Below are 18,877 nucleotides of genomic sequence, written 5' to 3' on the forward strand. Positions count from 1 at the left end.
CAAGTAAATTCATTCAATGAGTAATGCTCACTTGTTAACAACAAAAATTTTAATCCACTTTTTCTAAAATGTAAAGTTATTTTTTTACATTTATCAAATCAACCCTGTTGTTTTTCATATTTTTAAAAAATGTAATTAGCTTGATATTTTTAAATAAAAAACCTCATAGAAACGATTTACTTTAACGGTAAAGGGTTCCATGAGGTTTTTGTTTTATTCCTGATAAATTATATCGGCGTATTTAGGATCAATAAAGAATTTTTCTTTGACAAACTTACAGTCTGCTTTTATTTTCACATCCATTTGACGCGCTTGTGCCACAAGTTCATCTAGCAGCTGTCCCGCAATTCCTCGACCGCGAAACTCTGGCGTCACGTAAGTATAATGGACTGACCATACCTTTCCATCTAAAATTCTAGTAAATTGCATTTCGGCATTCAGAGTTCCATTTTGCACCCATGCCAGCCGTTCATCTTCTAATAAAAATTTCATCATTAATCCTTTTTAAACAATTAAGTCACAATGCATGTCTGCAAAAAACTTCTCACATTCACTTGCTAATAGAAATAGCTTAGGTCGCTAGCCACGGTTGGATAGGCCATAATCATTGTATTCATTTCATCCAAAGAAATCTTTCTTTGAATCGCAAATGTGAGTAAATTAATAAGTTCATCTGCTACGGTACTGATAATTGAGGCACCGACAATCTGATCATGCCGATTTATTGCCACAACAATCTTTGCTAATGGATCGGCTATCCGCTTATATGTGTACCAATTTGTCATATCTAGAATTTTCTTCGAGACATCTGCTGATTCGTCAAACTCGCCAACTTGCGCTAGCTTAGTTGGCCCATAAATGATATACGGAATTACCGGATAATCAATTGCTCGCGCATTTTCATTTCCTAAGTTAGCACCTAAATAATTACCTTCAAAGACCGATACAGGCGTCAAATGTGGTCGCTTTTTTTGTACTACATCTCCCAACGCATAAATGTTCGGGTTTGATGTCCTTAGAAAATCATCAACAATAACCCCGCCACGTCCACTCTTTACGTTCATCTTTTCGAGATTTAATTGCTCAATATTGGGAGTCCGACCAACTCCAGCAACGGCATAATCAGCGAAGATTTCAAATTGTTTACCGTCGGAAAGTAATAAACCACGCTCAGTTTGTTCGACTTTATTAATTGCAATATTTGCCTCAAAATTAATTCCATCCGCCTGCAAACGTGCAAGATAATCGGCGCCCACAGTCTTTTGAAAATTGCTGATCTCTAAATCAGTGATTGAAATAACCGTAACATGTGCGCCGGCCGCATTCGCAAGTTGCGCAAGTTCAAGCCCAATTGGACCTAGTCCCAGAAAGACGATTTCCTCAGGCAATTCATCCAGTTCCAGAAAATCGTTGCTGTTATTTAAAAGTTCGCCACCCTCGATTGCCAATGTTCGTGGCCGGGTCCCAGTCGCAATCACATAATGGGTCGCTTGATATTTTTTTTGACCAACAAGCAACATTCCATCATCTGTGAAGACTGCCGTACCATAGATTGCTTCAATTCCATTTGCTTTAAGTCCCTCAAAAGACTGCTTTGCATACGGATCCGTGATTTCAACTTTTCGATTGCGCATTGCAGCCCAATCAACGGTCAAGTTCCCCTTCAAACCTTGTCCTTGTAGCTGATCAGCGTGGTGCTTTGCCTCAACCACTGCCATCATTGCCTTAGTCGGATCACAACCGTAGTTTGGACAAGTTCCGCCCCACTTATCGTTTTCAATTACCGCAACATTAAAATCACGCGCTTTCAGTTGATATGCCAGAGCCAAACCGCCTGGTCCACTTCCAATAACGATATAATCAAACATAAGTCACCCCATTTCTATCGGCCAAAACGTAGATAAATACAATCCATAGATTCCAATAATTGCTTCCTTGACTACATTGTAAGCCAGAACCCACCAGCATTAAAGCAAGTAGCTCAATGATCTATTTGTCTTGTCCGAATTTCAATCCTTTAAAAGCCTAAATTCAAAACACGCAAGGAAGTTACAAAAAAACACTCGAATTAATCGAGCGTTGCATCATTTTTTATCCCAAGCCACTAATTCGTCCTCAGAAAAATACATTTGCTGAACACCATTAAAACGCACAAGATACTTCTCTGTCTTATTGTTATAGCTAATAACAACCCCAGGTACCCCGGGATACTTACTCTCAGGTAACGCGACGTTCTCGCCCGTTTTAAACTTAATCATAATAATTCTACCCTTTCTAATCAACAAGAATACCAATTTAACAACGATACTAAGACCAACGCCACTTGGTAAACTTACAACGGCACCAACTTTATATTTTTTCATATGTCTCCACTCGGGCTCGAACCGAGGACCAGCGGATTAAAAGTCCGATGCTCTACCAACTAAGCTATAGAGACATTATCGTCGGCATATCAATTACCACTTCAAAGATAATTCCCCCTAATATGCCGGCAACGAAGAATATTTTAACATAAAGATCATGTAGATCAAGGCTATCTTGTACTAAGACACCAATACCAAAAATTAGCAATAAAAAAGCATCCGAGGAATATCGAATGCTTTGGTCAATATTGGTGCCTCAATTTGGTTTCGAACCAAACCTTATGAAGAAAAAATCATAAGGGCTCCTAATCGGGCTCTAAGGGCATGAATGTCGCCGGTTTAATAAGGAACTCCATCGTTAACGTGTTAAAAGTTTGATTACAGATTTTGAGCAAAGCTTTAAAATAATTGTTCCCGGCGACAATTTTGCTTGGTGGGGTCGAACCACCATCGACTTGTGATAAGTCTGCTCTACCATTGAGCTAAAGAAAAATTTTGTTCTTCCATATGTTGCTCTACATAATATAAACAACTTATCACCCACTCACAATGTACAGCCGTCCTAAAGAGTTATATTTCCAAAATTCTGGGCGCAAAATAAAAGAAGACAACCATCTGATTGCCTTCCCTCAATTAAAACGATTTCTTATATAACCAATCTTCATCTGCGAACGAAAATGTTTGACCGTTCTTTACCAATTCGTCAAATTTTTCAGTAGTTTCAGCTACCTCTAATTGTAATTGTGTCATAACACCATTAACATCACTGAATTGTACTTCATAATTTCTGCCATCACTTGTTAAGCCCGTATTGGGTGCGAAGCTTCCGTAATCGTGCAAGACCGTCCCTTTAAACTTTTGATCATTAACTTTACTCATAGTAAAGACTCCTCTGTAAAAGTGATTTTCACCTATGTCTGCTTTTAATCATATCTCAATATCCATATAAATAGAACAGCCTTATCATTTTTACAACATTGCTTTGCTATCTTCCATAAAAGCTTCAAATCTATCAAGAGAATTGCCAACTAAAAAGACCAATTTGCAAACTGGTCTAAGCATCTTTAGACACGATCTAACTAAATTTTCGTAGAAAAGCGAAATATTCATACAAACCTAACGCTATTAAGAGAACTAGGCCGATGTATATCGAACTGGCTATAGAAACAACTGCAATCACCGCCAGACCAATTGCCGAAGTTGTGAAAACTAGCGAGAATTTCTGTAACTTCGTTAATTTGCTAGTATCACCTTGAAACGATACAGCGGTCATTATCGTACCAACAATAATCATTATCCCAAAGAAAATATGCAATGTAATCATAATCCTATCCTCCCTTTCTATATTATACTATAATAAAACCAAGATAAAAAGTTGGCATTGCCCAGACTCATCATATACTTATGCAAGCAATCTCGATTACAGCGCACAAAAACACCATTATGTATAGATTATTTGAAAAAATTTCAAAAGTAACATGTAAAGCGATCTATGCTTAGCCTCTGCGCCATCTCCTTAATTAGTAATCCTAATATTTAATTTCAAAAATAATCCCGGATTACTCAATCGGATTCTGAAGTCAGTAACAATAACTTGGTCTGCTTTAATTGGTCGCTTGCGCGATTTCAAATTCTTGCTCGCACCTTCATGACTTATTAATATCTGGTAAACTTTCATAAGAGCATTTACTATTTTAAGAAATCCGCTATACAGCGACTTTTTGCCAGGTACAATGAAGATATGAAAAATATGTTAACGGAAAGCATTCGTCGTCAAACCGACGAACAAATCATTGATGCCACGTTAACTTTGTTGCAAAGCCAGACCTATGACCAACTCGCGGTAACTGAGATTACTCGCGTGGCAGGCGTGTCACGGATGGCTTTCTATCGCCATTTTGGTACAAAGGAAGCAGTCATCAAGACGTTCATCACGCAACTTACTGAAGATTTCTCCCAGGAAGTTGCTGCCTTGCCATTAGAGTCTGAGCTCATCGCTGAAGCATTCTTTGGCTTTATTCAATCAAATGGAACCGCCATTGCTGTCTTACTTAATTCTGGTCTACGTGAACAGTTTTATCCAGCACTTCGCGACATTCTACATGGAATTTACACCGATTATCTTCGTTCCAAAGCAACCAACGCAATGAGCATTGACTATGTATCTGACTTCATTGCTTCAGGAATGTTGGCGCTCGCAATTCGTTGGATTGCAACTGGCCTGCATGAATCAGTTGCAGAGATGACCCAAATTGCAGCTGATATGACAGCTGCTCAACAAGCAACATTATAATCACAAAAGAGCTCAGTAGTCGCTACTGGCTCTTTTAATTTGTTAGCAAATTACTAACGAGGCTGTTAGAATTAAATCTATCATAATATTTTGGGGAGGTGTGGTATGACAACAACACTGAAGAATGATCGGATCCGCATCCGCGATCTACTAATTTTTACAATTGGAACGGCCCTATATGGCTGGTCGCTTATTAACATTAATATTCCTAATGCCCTTGCTGAAGGTGGCGTCTCTGGGGTTACCTTGATTATCCGTGCGCTAACTGGTTTCAATCCAGCCTATGCCACTCTCTTGATCAACATTCCCCTCCTACTCTTCGGGTACCGCCAACTGGGACGTAAATCTTTAATTTATACGATTTTTGGCACTGCCGCCCTTTCCTTCTGGCTTTGGTTTTGGCAGATGTTTCCTTCAAACATTAATCTTCACCACGACATCTTCATTTCAGCATTATTAGCAGGGCTTTTCGCCGGCTTCGGTTCTGGTATTATCTATCGGGCAGGCGGAACGACCGGTGGTACAGACGTGCTGGCTCGGATTTTTGAGAAAAACTTCGCTATTCCAATGGGACGGTCGCTGTTCGCGCTTGATGTTGTTGTACTTATTGCCTCGTTGGTTTATATCGACTTGAATCACATGGTTTATACCTTGATTGCTTCATTCGTGTTTGCCCAAGTGGTCAACTTTACGCAAGGAGGCGCTTATGCAGCACGTGCCTTCATGATCTTTACCAGCCACCCGGATGAAATTAGTCATGCAATTATGGACACGCTTGGCCGTGGAACTTCGTTGATACATTCCGAAGGCGGTTATACCCATAATCAGCAACAAGTTGTTTATGCCGTGGTAGACGCCTCAGAACTAGCTGTCGTTCGCGAAATCATTAACGAATTTGACGAACATGCTTTCGTTTCAATTTCCGAGGTCCAAGAAACGCTGGGCGAAGGATTCACCTTTAACCGCCCAAAGAAACGCTTTACAAGATTGAGCTAAAAAAACGCCATCAACAATTAATGTTGATGGCGTTTTTCTTATTCACTATCACGTGATTGCCGACCGGCATTACGCTCTCGATTTGAAACTTTCTGATCATCTGTCTCGTGCTCTGATGCATCAATGTCTTTGGGACTCTGAGCAGCGGCACTCTCTTGCGCTTGTTGCATTGCTCGTGCAAAGGCACCCTTTGGCGCTGCAGACTCCAAGCGACCAGCCAAAGCGTCATCTACAACATCCTTGACCTCAAAGCTATTCTCAACGTTCCGACGTAGCCGTGGACGCCAAATAACAATAATCAATGTTTGGATAACAACCATAATTGCTCCGACAAAGAAGTATAAAGCAATACCAGCATTGGTCACATAAGTCATGAAGAACATCATAATTGGCATCATGTACATCATGGTTGCCATTTGTTTCTTCTGCTCCTTAGGAACACCGATCATTGATAACCACGATTGGAGTGCATAGACTGCCGCGGTTGCAATCGCTAAGGTAATACTCTTATCACCAAGCGTGATACCAAAGAAGGCGGTGCTACTGATTCCCTTAGCATGCTGAATTGCTTGATACAATCCAAAGAAGATTGGCCATTGAATAATCAATGCCGCAAAATTCATACCACCCAATAATGACACATTATTCTCACGATAAATTGACATCATTGCAGCACTAGCGCGTTGTTGGTCCGCTGGGTTAGTAGCAGCCTTTTGCGCTGCTTGTACCTTCGTCAACTGAGGCTGAAGCATCCGCATCTTTTCCTGTTGAATCGTGGCCAAACGTTGTTGATGTACCATCAACGGCAACATGATTGTCCGCACTACCACAGTCAAAATTACAATTGACCAACCGATAGCGTTAACACCACCAATCGCATGATCCACATACTCCATGAAATCAGTTAGTGGTACCTGTAAGAAACCAATCTTACCTGTAATCATCAAAATGACCAAAACGACCATTAATATTGGGGTTAACCCTTTAATTTTCATTCTTTAGCTTCCTTTACGTTAAATCATAAGGTAAATTATAGCATATCCCTATCATAAATCTAGCAGAAATTATAGTGCGCCTAGCACGCTTTACAGTTCTTTTTGTAAAAAAAGGTTGGAATTGATCAACAATTCCAACCTTTATTTTATTTAACTAATCTAAAAGTGATTATAGCTTACGTCCAGCACGACGCTGACCGATTTCAAACATAATCATCGCAATTGACCCAAATACAATTGGTCCGGCGATTGTCCAGATACCATCAAAGTAATCCTTGATCTGGAATGGTGCCATGATTGTCAAAGCGATTGACACAATCACCAAAGCTTCGACCAAGAAGGTCACAATCCAAACCGACGTCTTACTCTTATAAAAGACGAAAGGACGCTCGACGTTGTTCAAACGTTTGAACATTGGGAATGAGAAAATCAAGAATACATATGGCAAAGTTGATGAAACGTTACTCATGTTCGTCAAAACTTGATAAAGTTGCGTTGCTCCATTACCACCAAAGGCAATTCCCAATACCAATACTGAGACAATAATTGCTTGACCCCAGATTGTAAATGATGGAACACCATGGGTATTAAGGCGACGCATCCGCTCTGGCCAAACTTCCTTAGGTGAACCCATGATAAATGACTTCAAAGGTGCATATGAAAGCACGAAGAAGGCTCCCATGTAGGCCATAAACATTGAAAGACCAGCAAAACGAGTAAAGATCTGTCCTAACAGAACTTCACCGCCATGCCCCATGCCAAGAGCGTTACCAAGTTGATAACCAAGGTTGTTCATCATTACATAAGTAATGTTTCCCAAATTAACGGTCTTATCATTGAAAAGCGTTGACCAATTTGATGAAGCACCCCAAAGCAAGATTGATAGTGAGTATCCAACACCAATCAAAACTGTTGAGATCAGAACTGCTCGTGGATAAGTCCGCTCAGCGCGATCAACATCCTTCATGATACCACCCATTTGCTCCAAACCAGCGTAGGCAAAAATACCATAGAGGGCAAATTGGATTGCCTGACTAAGCGTATGGAATGATGGGTTTGATGACTGAATGAATGAATGTAACTTTAGTGGTTCTTGGAAAGCACCATGATGTCCAATCAAGACAATAATTGATGCCAGCAACAAGATGATATTCAAAGCCATTACGAACAATCCACCGGCAGCTGAAATCTTTGCTACTGATTGAACTCCACGATTAACCAAGAAAGCTACTACTACAACGAACAAAACTGCCAGGACACCAACGGTCTGCAAACCGTTCATTCCTAGGAAAGACCATGTTGAAGTTGTATCAGATCCGAACAATAGAGTAGAGATCGTAATCCATACCTTTTGCGAAACATTGATCATCCAAATGATCCAAGACGCGATAACGATGAAAGTTGCAACGAAAGCCCAACGAGCTCCAATTCCTGCCTCCATCCATGAGTAAATCCCACCTTCTGACTCTTTCAGTGATGCACCGAATTCAGCGTACATCATTGAAGTTGGTAGGAAAAATAGGAACCCACCGACCAAATACCAGATGATCGAAGCATAACCCATTTGAGCAAAAGCCACCGGACCATTAGCGAACCCAAAGACCGATGTAAAAATCATCATTATCAGGGCACCCTGGCCAATTCGTTTCTTATCCATACGAAACCATTCTCCTAAAAATAAACTATGAAAAAAATTCATGTAAAACAATTTCTATCATTCTACTCCTTTTCATAGAAAAAATGCAACTTTATTAAAATTTACCAAGAAAATTACGAATTATCTCATATTTATTCATTGTTTTTTCTGCTTAATGCCATTTACAACTTTGCTAGTTAAGCAAAATACATCCAATCTACATCATACTTAGCCATTGAATTTATTCATAATACTTTCAATATCCTTCAGAATCAGCGATAAACTGCCATCTGGATTGTTGATTATTTCTACCTTAGATTTGTCATGAAAAATGGTTGTCGGAATCGAAATTTCAATCCCAGAATCTAATTTAAATCTTTGAACTGCAAATTTCTTCTCATATTTCGCTGGGTTTGCAATTGTGATTTCTGGTTCAACTTCCTTCTCAGCAATCACGCGTTGGAAATCTTCACGTGCTGCAATATTTTGTTCAAAGACCTTTGCACTTACATCCTTAACATTGAGGATCTCGCTATCGCTAATTTGCTCGAAAACGCTTTCCTGAGCCTTTGCAAATGCTTCATGTAATGGAACATCATATTTGTCAGCAACTGTCTTAACGGCCTTTTTTACCTCAGTTAATTGCACCTTATTAGAATCTTCTGGTGAAAGTTCCAAAAAGCGCTCTGAGAAATTGTTAACTCGATGACCATCAACCAGATAGCGCTTCTCCGTCAACATATACTCTCCGGTCATCAGATTAACAATAATCCCTTCATCAGGTCGCTGACTACCAGCCGGTAGAATTGCCTGATTCAAAACCAAATTATTAACCATGACATCATCTTGATATTCAACGTTATGGGCATAACGTGGCACGAAATTCAGTTTGAGCAAAGCAAAATAATCGTCTGGGCCTTCTGAATACTCAAAACTTAGTACATCCCCCGCCGGAATTTCTTCAGCCGCCGCAATTGTTTCAAAAAATTTCTCTGCTAACTGTCCCGTCTTGTCGGCAAAGCTCAATTCATTATTTGCATCAATGTAACCTGCCAAATAGTCCGTTGCAACGAGCTGTCCTGTCTTAACATCACCTTGTTCAAGCTTAGCAACCATATTCTCGAGATACTCATGAATCCCGCTTTGCCCTAATTGTAGTTCACCTTGAGATGTGACCAAGTGCCCAGCATCTTTGTCTAGTATATGCAAAACTGCATGTTTAATTATCATTACTAATTCACCTTTCAGAAATAATAAGACTTAATAGGTTTGCTCCAACAGCTAAACCCTATTAAGCCTTATTTCAAACTCATTTATTAATTCTTTTTGTCTTAATTGGTAGTGTAATCCTAAAAATCGATCCCTGACCTAATACCGACTCGAGCTCAATATGCCCCCCATATCCTTCGATCAGTTTTTGAGCGATACTCAAGCCAAGACCGTTACCACCTTGTTTTCTTGAACGAGCCTTATCTACGCGGTAGAAGCGATCAAAGACCCGTGCCGCGTCCTCTGGATTGATACCTTCACCAAAATCCTGGACCGCCAACATAACGGATGGACCGGCCGAAGAAACAGCAAAATGGACTTCTTTACGCTCGCGACTGTATTTAACCGCGTTATCAGAAAGGATAATCAAAATCTGTTCCAAATGATCACGTGACATATTTACGATTGTGGGTCCTTCCAAATCATCTTCCAAGCCAAAAGTAAAGTCTGGGTAGATCATTTGGAAATTATTATGCACCGCATGAATTACTTCTTGCACATCAGTATCGCCATCCGTAAATGTTAACTCAACTTGATCTGCGCGAGTTAAATCAAGCATTTCTTGCACAAGCCCCTCCATCCGCTTCATTTCAGTAAGTGATACGGCAATTGACTCAGCAAGAATTTTTGGATCATCTTTACCCCAACGGTTTAGAAGCTCCATGTGCCCTTTAACAATTGCAACAGGCGTTCTTAACTCGTGTGAGACATCCTCCACAAACTGATGCTGTTGTAAAATAAACCGTTGCATTCGATTCAGCATATCATTTACTAACTCGGCCAATGAGCTAAGCTCGTCATGGAAATGTGCTGGTATTTCAACTCGATCAGGCGCCTGAGGATCTTCTTTCAAATGGTCAACTACTTTTTGAATATCCGCGACTGGTTGCAGCAAGAGCGCCGACCACCAGTAACCAAAAATTGCGATTAATGTTAAGCCAATTGCAATCAGTAAGGCTACAATTAGATAAATCCTTTGGAAGATCTGATGAAAAGCAGTTAGGTTATTTTCAATCAATAGATAACCAATCTTTTGTCCGTCTTGATTTACAATCACTTCCTGACGAACTAGTTGTACTCGTAAGTTTAGAAACTTACCCTTGAAGAAAAAATAAGTTTTATTTGGCTGGCTGATTTTTAAATTACTTTGCTTAGTCGGATAAATTTGTTTACCAGCTTTAGTGAAAAATGTAATCGTATAATCAGGTCGTGAGACATTCATTGCAATTGGATCTGTTGTCCCCTCGCTAAAATCATCCCCATGCACCCGTAAGCGTTGCTCAATTGATGCATTATCCAACTGATCACTGTCTAATGGTGCTAGACGCTGTGCAATCACCGTTGCAGACTGTTGCATTTGTTGGCGCTCGTGTCGTAACAACTCATTTGAAAAAGCTGCATTAACAAAAATTGCAAATAATATGAATATCAAAAAAACACCAACAGCTGAGCCGAGCGCCCATTTCCAGCGCAGCGACATCTTACGCTGTGGTGTCTGTTTGACAATGGATGTTTCTTCAACCATTGGATAACTCTCCTTACTGACGCATCACGTATCCTGTACCGCGGACGGTCTGGATATATGATGCTCTTGAGTCAGATAAATCAATCTTATTACGCAAATATCGGATATAAACATCCACAACATTCGTTTCAATCTGTGAATCATAGCCCCAAACCTTTTTAAGCAGCTCCTCACGACTTTGTACGATGTTAATATTTTCCATTAAGATAAGCAGCAATTCATACTCACGCTTGGTCAAATTAATGATTTCATTACCGCGACGCGCAATGCGATTTTCCTTCTCAACCGTTAAATCACGATATTTAACAACACTCTGATGTGTGCTATGCTCTTCGGTTTCAATATTAATTCGCCGTAATAAAGCACGAACACGTGCCAACAGCTCTTCAATAGCAAATGGTTTCACAACATAATCATCAGCCCCGTAATCCAAGCCGGATACGCGATCAATCACCGAGTCCCGGGCTGTCATCATGATAATCGGTGTATTTTTAACTTCTCGTAACCGACGTGCGACTTCAAGCCCACTCAACTCTGGCAACATTAGATCCAACAGAATCAAATCATAATCATTATCCAAAGCGGCCTGCAAACCACCGCGACCGTTATCTTCGACACGAGTATCATAGCCTTCATGTTGCAATTCTAATTCTACGAAGCGCGCCAAATTCACCTCATCTTCAACTACAAGGATACTGCTCATCTGGTCACCCAATTCTTTCTTTAATAATCTAATAAAGTCTCATTTAAACTTGATTTACTACAAAAAATGATATCATATTTTTTTGCTATATGGTATCAAAACTATCTTTATTTATTTAATCTTTCTGAATGCGCTTTCCGATAGTCCTGCCACCGGTATAAAGCTAACATTAGAGGCAAGACTAATACTACACCTAAGATTGCGTACAGCATCGACAACATTGCGGATGAAAATAACTTAGAATTAATAATTGCCGCAAAATTATAGTTCAGTTTTGCAAACCAAATTGCCAAACTCAAAAAGTCTGCCATGAAACCAAACAACACTGTATTAACTGCCGTACCAACAATTTGTTGGCCAACTCGATTACTTGCCATCATAAATTTTTTAAAAGGCATATCTGGTTGACTTTCACGAATTTCTTCAATCGCTGTCGCAATCGCCACTGCCGCCTCGGCAATCGCACCAAGCGTTGCTAGAAGTGCCGCGACCACCCCAATTGTAACAAAGCTAACGCTGATTCCTAGGGACAAGCCTTCCAACTCTTCCGAATTTTGTTCAGCAAAGCCCTGTGCCATTGCTAGATGTTCGAGCGGAAAGATTAAAATTGTTAATAAGACCATGATTGTTAGCGCAATAATTAAAGCATTTGCCGTTACTTGTTCACTAGCACCAGTACTTAAAATTGTGATTAAGAGAACTGTTCCACCACCAAGTACCAAGACCCAAGTAGCATTGAACCCAAAGGAAATTGCAAAGATCATTACCACTAAAATCGCAAAATTAAGCCATAACGCAATAAAGGCACCAATTCCCTTAATTCCGCCAACTAAGAACATTAATGCTAATAGGATTAGACTCAATACAATTGTTACCGTCATTGTAGCCTCCCTTTAAGCACAAACTTCTTTAATAAAACAACCCAGAAAATTCCGACCGGAACGGTCAGCACAATTGCGATTGCCGAAATTAACGTTTGAATCATTCCTAGTGATAGATTCTGCATATATGTAAATGACCAAGTATTACCGTTGTGCAGATACAAAATGACCATTGGAATTTGCTCTGCAATAAAAATCAAAAAGAGCACATTTGTTAGAGCGCCAAATATTTCCTGCCCGACCCGGCGGCCCGCCTCAACTAAAGCTCGAAGTGAGATGTGGGGATTTTCCTCCATTAATGCAAACAAAGTCGCAATCATATCAGTTGCCTCATCCATTACCGCGCCAAGAATACCAACCAACGTCATCGCATAGAATAATGGCTTTGGTAGCTGTGTAATGTACTCCATTAATTCCAAATGCAGACCATTATTATTTGTCAGAGTAAACACGATATTCGTAATTAGCATTGCTAACAGAGTTGTTGACAAAACTGTCACTGTTACCGCCCACATCAATTTTGTTCTTATTCCTAGCACTAATCCTAATGTGAAGATTGAAGCAACAATCGCAAATCCGATGAACAACCAAAAAATATTGCCATTTGGTAGTTGCAAGTCCAAATAAATCGTAAAGGTAAATAAGAGTACGTTTACCAACAATGAAATCGCCGTTAAACGCCCCGTTTTCCCCATTAGAATAAGTAAGATTCCCAACACCAAAACAAGCAAGGGTATCCAAAACTGATCGCGTTTCATCGTTGAAAACTGCCAGATACCATCATCGCCCTTTTGCAAAAATATCTTGTCATTCACGTGCAGCACCTGACTAATTCCTTGTGCTGAATCGGCGCTGTTCATTAATTGAACTATGCTACCACGGTTCTTACCATTATCAAGTTTAGCCTGGATAGTTTGTTCATGTTGGGTTACTTGATTGTCAAATTGATCACTTACTTTACTCTGCTGATCATGCTTAACTGCTACAACCGTCGCAATTGGCTGTTGATACATCCGCATGTTATGATTCAAAAAAACATAACTTCCTAAGGTAATCGCGATCAAAATCAGAACTTGAATTACTCTAAGTCGATAGAGCCGTATGAATTTAAACATTAGTCAGTTAGACGCCGGTTGGAACCAGACATCATAACCTCCTTTGCCAAATATTTAATGCGTTGCATCAAACGCTCAGCTTTTACAGGCTCTTGGCCATCACGAGTTGTCAATAAATGTTCATGCTCTAGTTGATCCATCGAAAAATTAGACGTAAAGAACGTTGGTAATTCATTCTGCATCCGGTATTCCAGAATAACTCCTAAAATATCATCACGAATCCATGCACTCATAGACTCTGCGCCAATATCATCTAATACCAAAATTGGTGCAATCTTTACAGCATCTAATTTCTCCGCAACCTTGTTGTTCTCAATTGCATTTTTCATTTCATTTGTAAACGTTGGAAAATGCACTAAAGTCACTGGAATCCCGGCAGAGGCAAATTGATTCGCCATCCCTGCCATCAAATAAGTTTTACCAATTCCATATGAACCATGTAAATACAGCGCTCGATGATATTCCTTCGGCTTTGCCAAGTATTCTGTAATGAAACTGGCAACCATTGTAAAGGCAGCCTGCCGACCGCCTGCGTTGAGATCATAATCGGCTAACTTAGCCCGCTCAATTAATTTTGGCATTCCAATTGCTTGAACCAATTGCGCTTGAGCCTTTAATTTCTGGTTGGTAACAGTCTGTTCATCTGGTTGATATAAAACAACAATCTGATCCGCTGAAATGGCCAAACTAGGTCGATATCCTTGATGAACTACATTTTCACCTGCTTGGGCCTTGTTTTGCTGATTATAATATTCATATAAAACTGCAAAATCCCGATCAATAATTGTCTGAGGAACTTGATTTTCCTGCAAAAAAGCATGAATCGTTGAATCGTTGAGCACTTTTTGTTTAATTTCCTCAAAGGCACCATTTAGATTAAGCTCCGACATCTTTTCGCGGAGCGCCTGACTCATGTTCATTTGACCACGAGCTTTAATTTTGTCCGAAAAAAGATCTTCAGCCATGCTTCTTCTCCTTGTCAGCAGTTATTTTAGCATTTAATTCTGCAAGTGCATTTTGTGCAGCCATCAATTCATTAGTTGCAACCGGTGCGACCTGTTGTTGTTCCCAATCTGGTCGCGTCTCTTTAACATTGCTTCGCTGATTGTGATAGTTCCGCTTAGTTGTCTGTTGCTTGTTCGTTGTATTTGCTCGACTGTTTCGCTGATTCAAATACTTTAGCCCTGCCTGAGCACTAGAGATCCCCGCCTGGCGCCAGTCATTTACAATTGTTTGAACCAGTGCTTGACTCAATGAGGCTTTTCCCTCACGAACAACTAACTGATAAATGACAATATTCAGCACCTCATCTGGTAGGTGCCCTTCTTTAATCATCTTCGTAATTGTTTTTTGCTCAGCATCAGTCACAAAACCATTTTTCTGCGTTCTTAACTTTCCTAAAAACTGTAATGGCGACAGCGTCTTAGCTGCCTCAATTAATGCCTGCTCTGCTTTTTGTGGTTTCGATGTGTTTTCAACTGTCTCATTTGGTTGCTTCATTTGATGAGTATTCTTGGCTGTTGTAGCCGGACGGATCTGTTGATCATGATAGTCCTGCGCCAACTTTCGTTGCATCGTTATCAAATTAAGGGTTGCATCTGCATTGAGCGTCGTCTGAATTAAACGAACAATCTCAAGATCTGTTAAATCATACAATTGCTTATATAATTGCAACTCTTCAATATTTTTCAGAAGATTGGCTTTAGTGACTCCGTTGCTTTTCAACATATCGCCGATTAAATCAATATCTAATTGGTTATTGGGGCTGATTGCAAAGTTGAGTGCAACCTCATTCGTACCTTCAATTGGGCTTGGCTCAATGTGTTCGAAAGACTTCGAGCCGATCACATCAAAGAATGATTTAGTCACATTGTTTCCAGTAATCTCTTCCTGCTTTTCAGTATAACGGCTTACCAATTTCGCATAATTATCCTGCCCTAAGTAGTGCGCCAAAAGCGATGCCAAGAGTGGCTCAGCCAAGAACTTCTGTGCATTGTTTGGCGTAAACAATTTGTATACCCACCGGGTTCCTTGCTGTAAATCTTGCTGAAATGTCTGAACCAGACCTAACGCTTCTAATTTTTCGCGAGCAGCAATAAACTTCGCTTGATCCAGCACCAATTGATCAAATAAATTTAGATGACTAAGAGGATGCCCTACCTCTTCTCGTTGATAATATAGCGCCATATACAGCGTGAAAGCATCACGTCCAATGATTGGTAGATATAGCACTGTCAAAGCTTCCTGTTCATTAGGGGTCATATCATTTAGGCGAATAACCTTAAATCTTTGATTCAAATTAAACATAAGGATCCTCCTCTTTATTAGTCATTCAATAATTTCTTTAGAATTTGGTCGATTTGCTCATAAGTTGACTGGATTGGGCCGTTATTATCAACCACAAAATCGGCTAATAATTGCTTCTGCGCCAAAGGCATTTGAGCCGCAACTCGTTGTTTAGCCTCCGCAAGCGATAAATCGTTTCGCTTCATTAATCTCTCAAGCTGTTTTTCTTCTGTAACCACCACTACAATAACTTTTTGGGCTCCAGCATGATTATTAGTTTCATATAGTAATGGCAGGTCCAAGATTACCAATTGTTCCCCTGCTATTCGATAATGTTCAGCTTGCGCCTCCATCTCGGCATATACATATGGATGCGTAATTGCATTAAGTTTTTCCAACAATGTACGATTACCAAAAACAAGCTTGCCCAATGTTTTTCGATCAAGCTCACCTGTCTCATTAATCACTGCATCACCGAAGGCCACCCGAATTTCATCAAGCGCTGGCTTACCTACTGCAACAACTTCGCGAGCAATAACATCAGCGTCAATGATTGGAATTCCTTGCTTTCTCAAATAGCCAGCAACCGTTGACTTACCCGTGGCAATGCCCCCGGTTAATCCCACTTTAATCATCTCAATGTTTCTCCACTTGGCAATGCGGGCAAAATGTCGTACCACGCTGTGCAACTTTAATTTTTTCCAATGGTGTTCCACAACGTAGGCACGGTTGTCCGACACGTCCATAAACTTTCAGTTCATTCTGAAAACTTCCCGCCTCTCCAAAGGCATTTGTAAACGAATGCACCGTCGTCCCATGATGCTCGGTCGCGTAAGCCAATTCCGTAATGATATTCTCCCGTAGAATTGCCATTTCTTCAGGCGTCACCAAATTTGCTGGAGTTTTAGGATGTAATTTGCTCTGCCACAATGTTTCGTCAACATAGATATTTCCGAGGCCAGCAATATGCTTTTGATCTAGTAAAAATGGTTTTAAGCGCATCCGACTATGCTTAAATTCATCAAGCATATACTCCAAGGTCAACGAACTCTCAGTTGGCTCTGGGCCAATCGATGCCAAACCATTAACCTGCATAACTTTGTCACTGTCAGTTAGGACCATCCGTCCAAACTTTCGCGTATCACGGTAGAACAAGTCCACACCATCGTTTAAATGGAAGGTTACTAGGTCATGCTTACCCGGTTCAGTTCCCGCCGGTGCGGTGTAGTAAGCTCCCTCCATTCGCAAATGGGATACCATTGATAGATCATCAGAGAAGTTGAAAATTAGATACTTCCCGCGCCTTCCAATGCTCTCAATCTTTTTACCACTTAGTGCTTTGTTAAATAATTCCGGATCCATTCCGCTAATGATCCTGTCCCAACGGACTTCTGTACTAATGATGTCTTTGCCGACAACAAGACGCTCTAACCCGCGCCGTACCGTTTCAACTTCTGGTAGCTCTGGCATTACTCTCTTCCTCCCTTATGAACAAAGGCTTTGAGATTTTAACGCTCACTCGAACGCTCATTTTTGATTTTTATGAACTCAAAGTTTGTGAAATTAGCTTCCCTCAATAAATATCGCTAGGGTTATTGTATCAAATAATGAAAGTTTGACCTAATTCAAGCTGGAATTTATTATGCAGAAAATAAGCCACATTAACTAGTATCAAAACTAATTAATGTGGCCCATTGATTATTAGGATTAAGGAAAACAATTAATTACTAACTTATTTATCCAAACAAACTCTGCAAAACATCTGTAAAAATTTGAAATGGTATCATCAGGAAACTGAAGAGCATCTCAATTATTCCTTCTAAAAATGTATTTGCAACTTGAAAAAATGTATCAAGCATTTTCAGCTACCTCGAATTCTTTTCTTTATATTGCAAAAAAACTTATTTTGGAAACAGCAAAGTTGCCGCTATATAAAGTATCGCTATGTGCGTAGGGTAAAATACATAAAAGAACCATTTGCTCTTCTTGCCTTGCTCACCATTATAGAAATAGATAAATGGTGCAGCAAATATCGTCATCCATGTTATTCCGTCGTGAACATACAGAAGAGTAGATAATCCAAATAACAACATGACTAATGCTTGAATTTTGGTGTTTCCGCGTGTCCAATGGAAAAGGACACCTAGTAGCATGAAGGGCAGCCCTCCCTCAACTGTTAGGAACGACGGAACAAAAATCATATATGTTCTAAGTAGTGTCATATCATTCAGTGACATTAATGCGAAGATTCCTAAGCTAGCAACTATGAGTATGAGCAACGCTCCCAGCGCAAACATAAACATTTTTGTATTTTGCTTAGGATGGGATAGACCATCAACAATCCACATAAGCGATAAACTCAAGAATAATGTTCCAAAAATTGAATTAATTAAAACTATGTGCGGATTTGGTAGGTATAGTTGAAGCACAAGCTCCATCATGCTTGTGATCCAGAATCCAACTAATAGATTTCTAAGATACCCAAATTTACTATGTGTGTAATAATATCCTTCAGCAGCCAAGAACAAGAAAATTGGTGCAACGACTCTCCCAATCATTGTAAATGCTGTCGGTATACCCACGTAATAAAACATTTCATGAATATGATCTACCACCATGAGCAGTATTCCAATTACCTTCAAACCAAATGAGGTAATCCCCCATCGCCCATCTACTTTTGAAAACATTTTTAACCTCTCCCTTTTCGACTTTAGTAGAATTATAGTTTCATTTCCAAACATATAACCTTACAAAAGTGTAATAAAAAAGACCCGCTAAGCAGAAATCAATTTGCTGATGTGAACCCCGTAAGTTG

At 39.9% G+C, this 18,877-nt stretch carries 19 protein-coding genes and 1 tRNA gene; 2 read left to right on the forward strand and 18 right to left on the reverse strand.

The window, feature by feature from the left end; all coding sequences use genetic code 11:
- Positions 1-213: 213 nt before the first annotated feature.
- The 6 genes from ESZ50_RS02050 to ESZ50_RS02075 all read right to left on the reverse strand — a co-directional run bounded on the left by ESZ50_RS02050 (position 214) and on the right by ESZ50_RS02075 (position 3,687).
- Positions 214-495 (reverse strand): GNAT family N-acetyltransferase, encoded by a 282-nt coding sequence (locus tag ESZ50_RS02050; RefSeq protein WP_148621940.1) that lies wholly within the window; start codon positions 493-495, stop codon positions 214-216.
- 62 nt (positions 496-557) lie between these two features.
- Complete coding sequence (locus tag ESZ50_RS02055) at positions 558-1,868, reverse strand: dihydrolipoyl dehydrogenase family protein (protein WP_148621941.1); 1,311 nt, start codon at positions 1,866-1,868, stop codon at positions 558-560.
- Positions 1,869-2,084: 216 nt separating this feature from the next.
- Positions 2,085-2,363 carry a hypothetical protein gene (locus ESZ50_RS02060; RefSeq protein WP_148621942.1) on the reverse strand — a complete coding sequence of 93 codons (279 nt, stop codon included), beginning with the start codon at positions 2,361-2,363 and terminating at the stop codon, positions 2,085-2,087.
- A gap of 1 nt (position 2,364) precedes the next feature.
- A tRNA-Lys gene (locus ESZ50_RS02065) sits at positions 2,365-2,437 on the reverse strand.
- Between the two features lie 559 nt (positions 2,438-2,996).
- Positions 2,997-3,242, reverse strand: a complete 246-nt coding sequence (locus ESZ50_RS02070; RefSeq protein WP_148621943.1) for a hypothetical protein — start codon at positions 3,240-3,242, stop codon at positions 2,997-2,999.
- Positions 3,243-3,438: 196 nt separating this feature from the next.
- Entirely contained in the window at positions 3,439-3,687 is a 249-nt protein-coding gene (locus tag ESZ50_RS02075) for a hypothetical protein (protein WP_148621944.1), read from the reverse strand.
- 417 nt (positions 3,688-4,104) lie between these two features.
- On the opposite strand from ESZ50_RS02075, the gene ESZ50_RS02080 reads away from it, so the two are divergent.
- Both ESZ50_RS02080 and ESZ50_RS02085 read left to right on the forward strand, forming a co-directional pair.
- Positions 4,105-4,656, forward strand: coding sequence for a TetR/AcrR family transcriptional regulator (locus ESZ50_RS02080; protein WP_246111497.1), 552 nt, complete (start codon positions 4,105-4,107; stop codon positions 4,654-4,656).
- 105 nt (positions 4,657-4,761) lie between these two features.
- On the forward strand, positions 4,762-5,652 hold the full coding sequence (locus ESZ50_RS02085; protein ID WP_148621945.1) for a YitT family protein: 891 nt from the start codon (positions 4,762-4,764) through the stop codon (positions 5,650-5,652).
- 38 nt (positions 5,653-5,690) lie between these two features.
- Here the strand turns inward: ESZ50_RS02085 and yidC are convergent, their stop codons facing one another.
- The 12 genes from yidC to ESZ50_RS02145 all read right to left on the reverse strand — a co-directional run bounded on the left by yidC (position 5,691) and on the right by ESZ50_RS02145 (position 18,749).
- Entirely contained in the window at positions 5,691-6,647 is a 957-nt protein-coding gene (yidC, locus tag ESZ50_RS02090; protein WP_148621946.1) for a membrane protein insertase YidC, read from the reverse strand.
- 169 nt (positions 6,648-6,816) lie between these two features.
- On the reverse strand, positions 6,817-8,304 hold the full coding sequence (gene yjeM / locus ESZ50_RS02095; RefSeq protein ID WP_148621947.1) for a glutamate/gamma-aminobutyrate family transporter YjeM: 1,488 nt from the start codon (positions 8,302-8,304) through the stop codon (positions 6,817-6,819).
- A 207-nt stretch (positions 8,305-8,511) separates the two neighbouring features.
- The gene (locus ESZ50_RS02100) at positions 8,512-9,513 is read right to left on the reverse strand and encodes a nucleoid-associated protein (RefSeq protein WP_148621948.1); all 1,002 of its coding nucleotides are present in this window, start codon (positions 9,511-9,513) and stop codon (positions 8,512-8,514) included.
- A 79-nt stretch (positions 9,514-9,592) separates the two neighbouring features.
- Positions 9,593-11,077, reverse strand: coding sequence for a HAMP domain-containing sensor histidine kinase (locus ESZ50_RS02105; protein WP_148621949.1), 1,485 nt, complete (start codon positions 11,075-11,077; stop codon positions 9,593-9,595).
- Positions 11,078-11,090: 13 nt separating this feature from the next.
- Positions 11,091-11,780: a response regulator transcription factor gene (locus ESZ50_RS02110; protein ID WP_148621950.1), complete on the reverse strand. Its 690-nt coding sequence runs from the start codon at positions 11,778-11,780 to the stop codon at positions 11,091-11,093.
- 107 nt (positions 11,781-11,887) lie between these two features.
- Positions 11,888-12,661 (reverse strand): YibE/F family protein, encoded by a 774-nt coding sequence (locus ESZ50_RS02115; protein ID WP_148621951.1) that lies wholly within the window; start codon positions 12,659-12,661, stop codon positions 11,888-11,890.
- Positions 12,658-13,776, reverse strand: coding sequence for a YibE/F family protein (locus tag ESZ50_RS02120; RefSeq protein WP_148621952.1), 1,119 nt, complete (start codon positions 13,774-13,776; stop codon positions 12,658-12,660). The genes ESZ50_RS02115 and ESZ50_RS02120 overlap by 4 nt, the downstream gene beginning before the upstream one ends.
- Positions 13,776-14,741, reverse strand: coding sequence for a primosomal protein DnaI (gene dnaI / locus ESZ50_RS02125; protein WP_148621953.1), 966 nt, complete (start codon positions 14,739-14,741; stop codon positions 13,776-13,778). Before dnaI ends, ESZ50_RS02120 begins: the two co-directional genes overlap by 1 nt.
- Entirely contained in the window at positions 14,734-16,083 is a 1,350-nt protein-coding gene (locus ESZ50_RS02130; RefSeq protein WP_148621954.1) for a DnaD domain protein, read from the reverse strand. Before ESZ50_RS02130 ends, dnaI begins: the two co-directional genes overlap by 8 nt.
- Positions 16,084-16,100: 17 nt before the next feature.
- The gene (gene coaE / locus ESZ50_RS02135; protein WP_148621955.1) at positions 16,101-16,697 is read right to left on the reverse strand and encodes a dephospho-CoA kinase; all 597 of its coding nucleotides are present in this window, start codon (positions 16,695-16,697) and stop codon (positions 16,101-16,103) included.
- 1 nt (position 16,698) lies between these two features.
- Positions 16,699-17,532, reverse strand: coding sequence for a DNA-formamidopyrimidine glycosylase (gene mutM, locus ESZ50_RS02140; protein ID WP_148621956.1), 834 nt, complete (start codon positions 17,530-17,532; stop codon positions 16,699-16,701).
- 431 nt (positions 17,533-17,963) lie between these two features.
- Positions 17,964-18,749, reverse strand: a complete 786-nt coding sequence (locus ESZ50_RS02145; RefSeq protein ID WP_148621957.1) for a TraX family protein — start codon at positions 18,747-18,749, stop codon at positions 17,964-17,966.
- Positions 18,750-18,877: the final 128 nt, after the last annotated feature.

The sequence above is a fragment of the Weissella muntiaci genome (assembly GCF_008107635.1).
Lineage (GTDB): Bacteria > Bacillota > Bacilli > Lactobacillales > Lactobacillaceae > Weissella > Weissella muntiaci.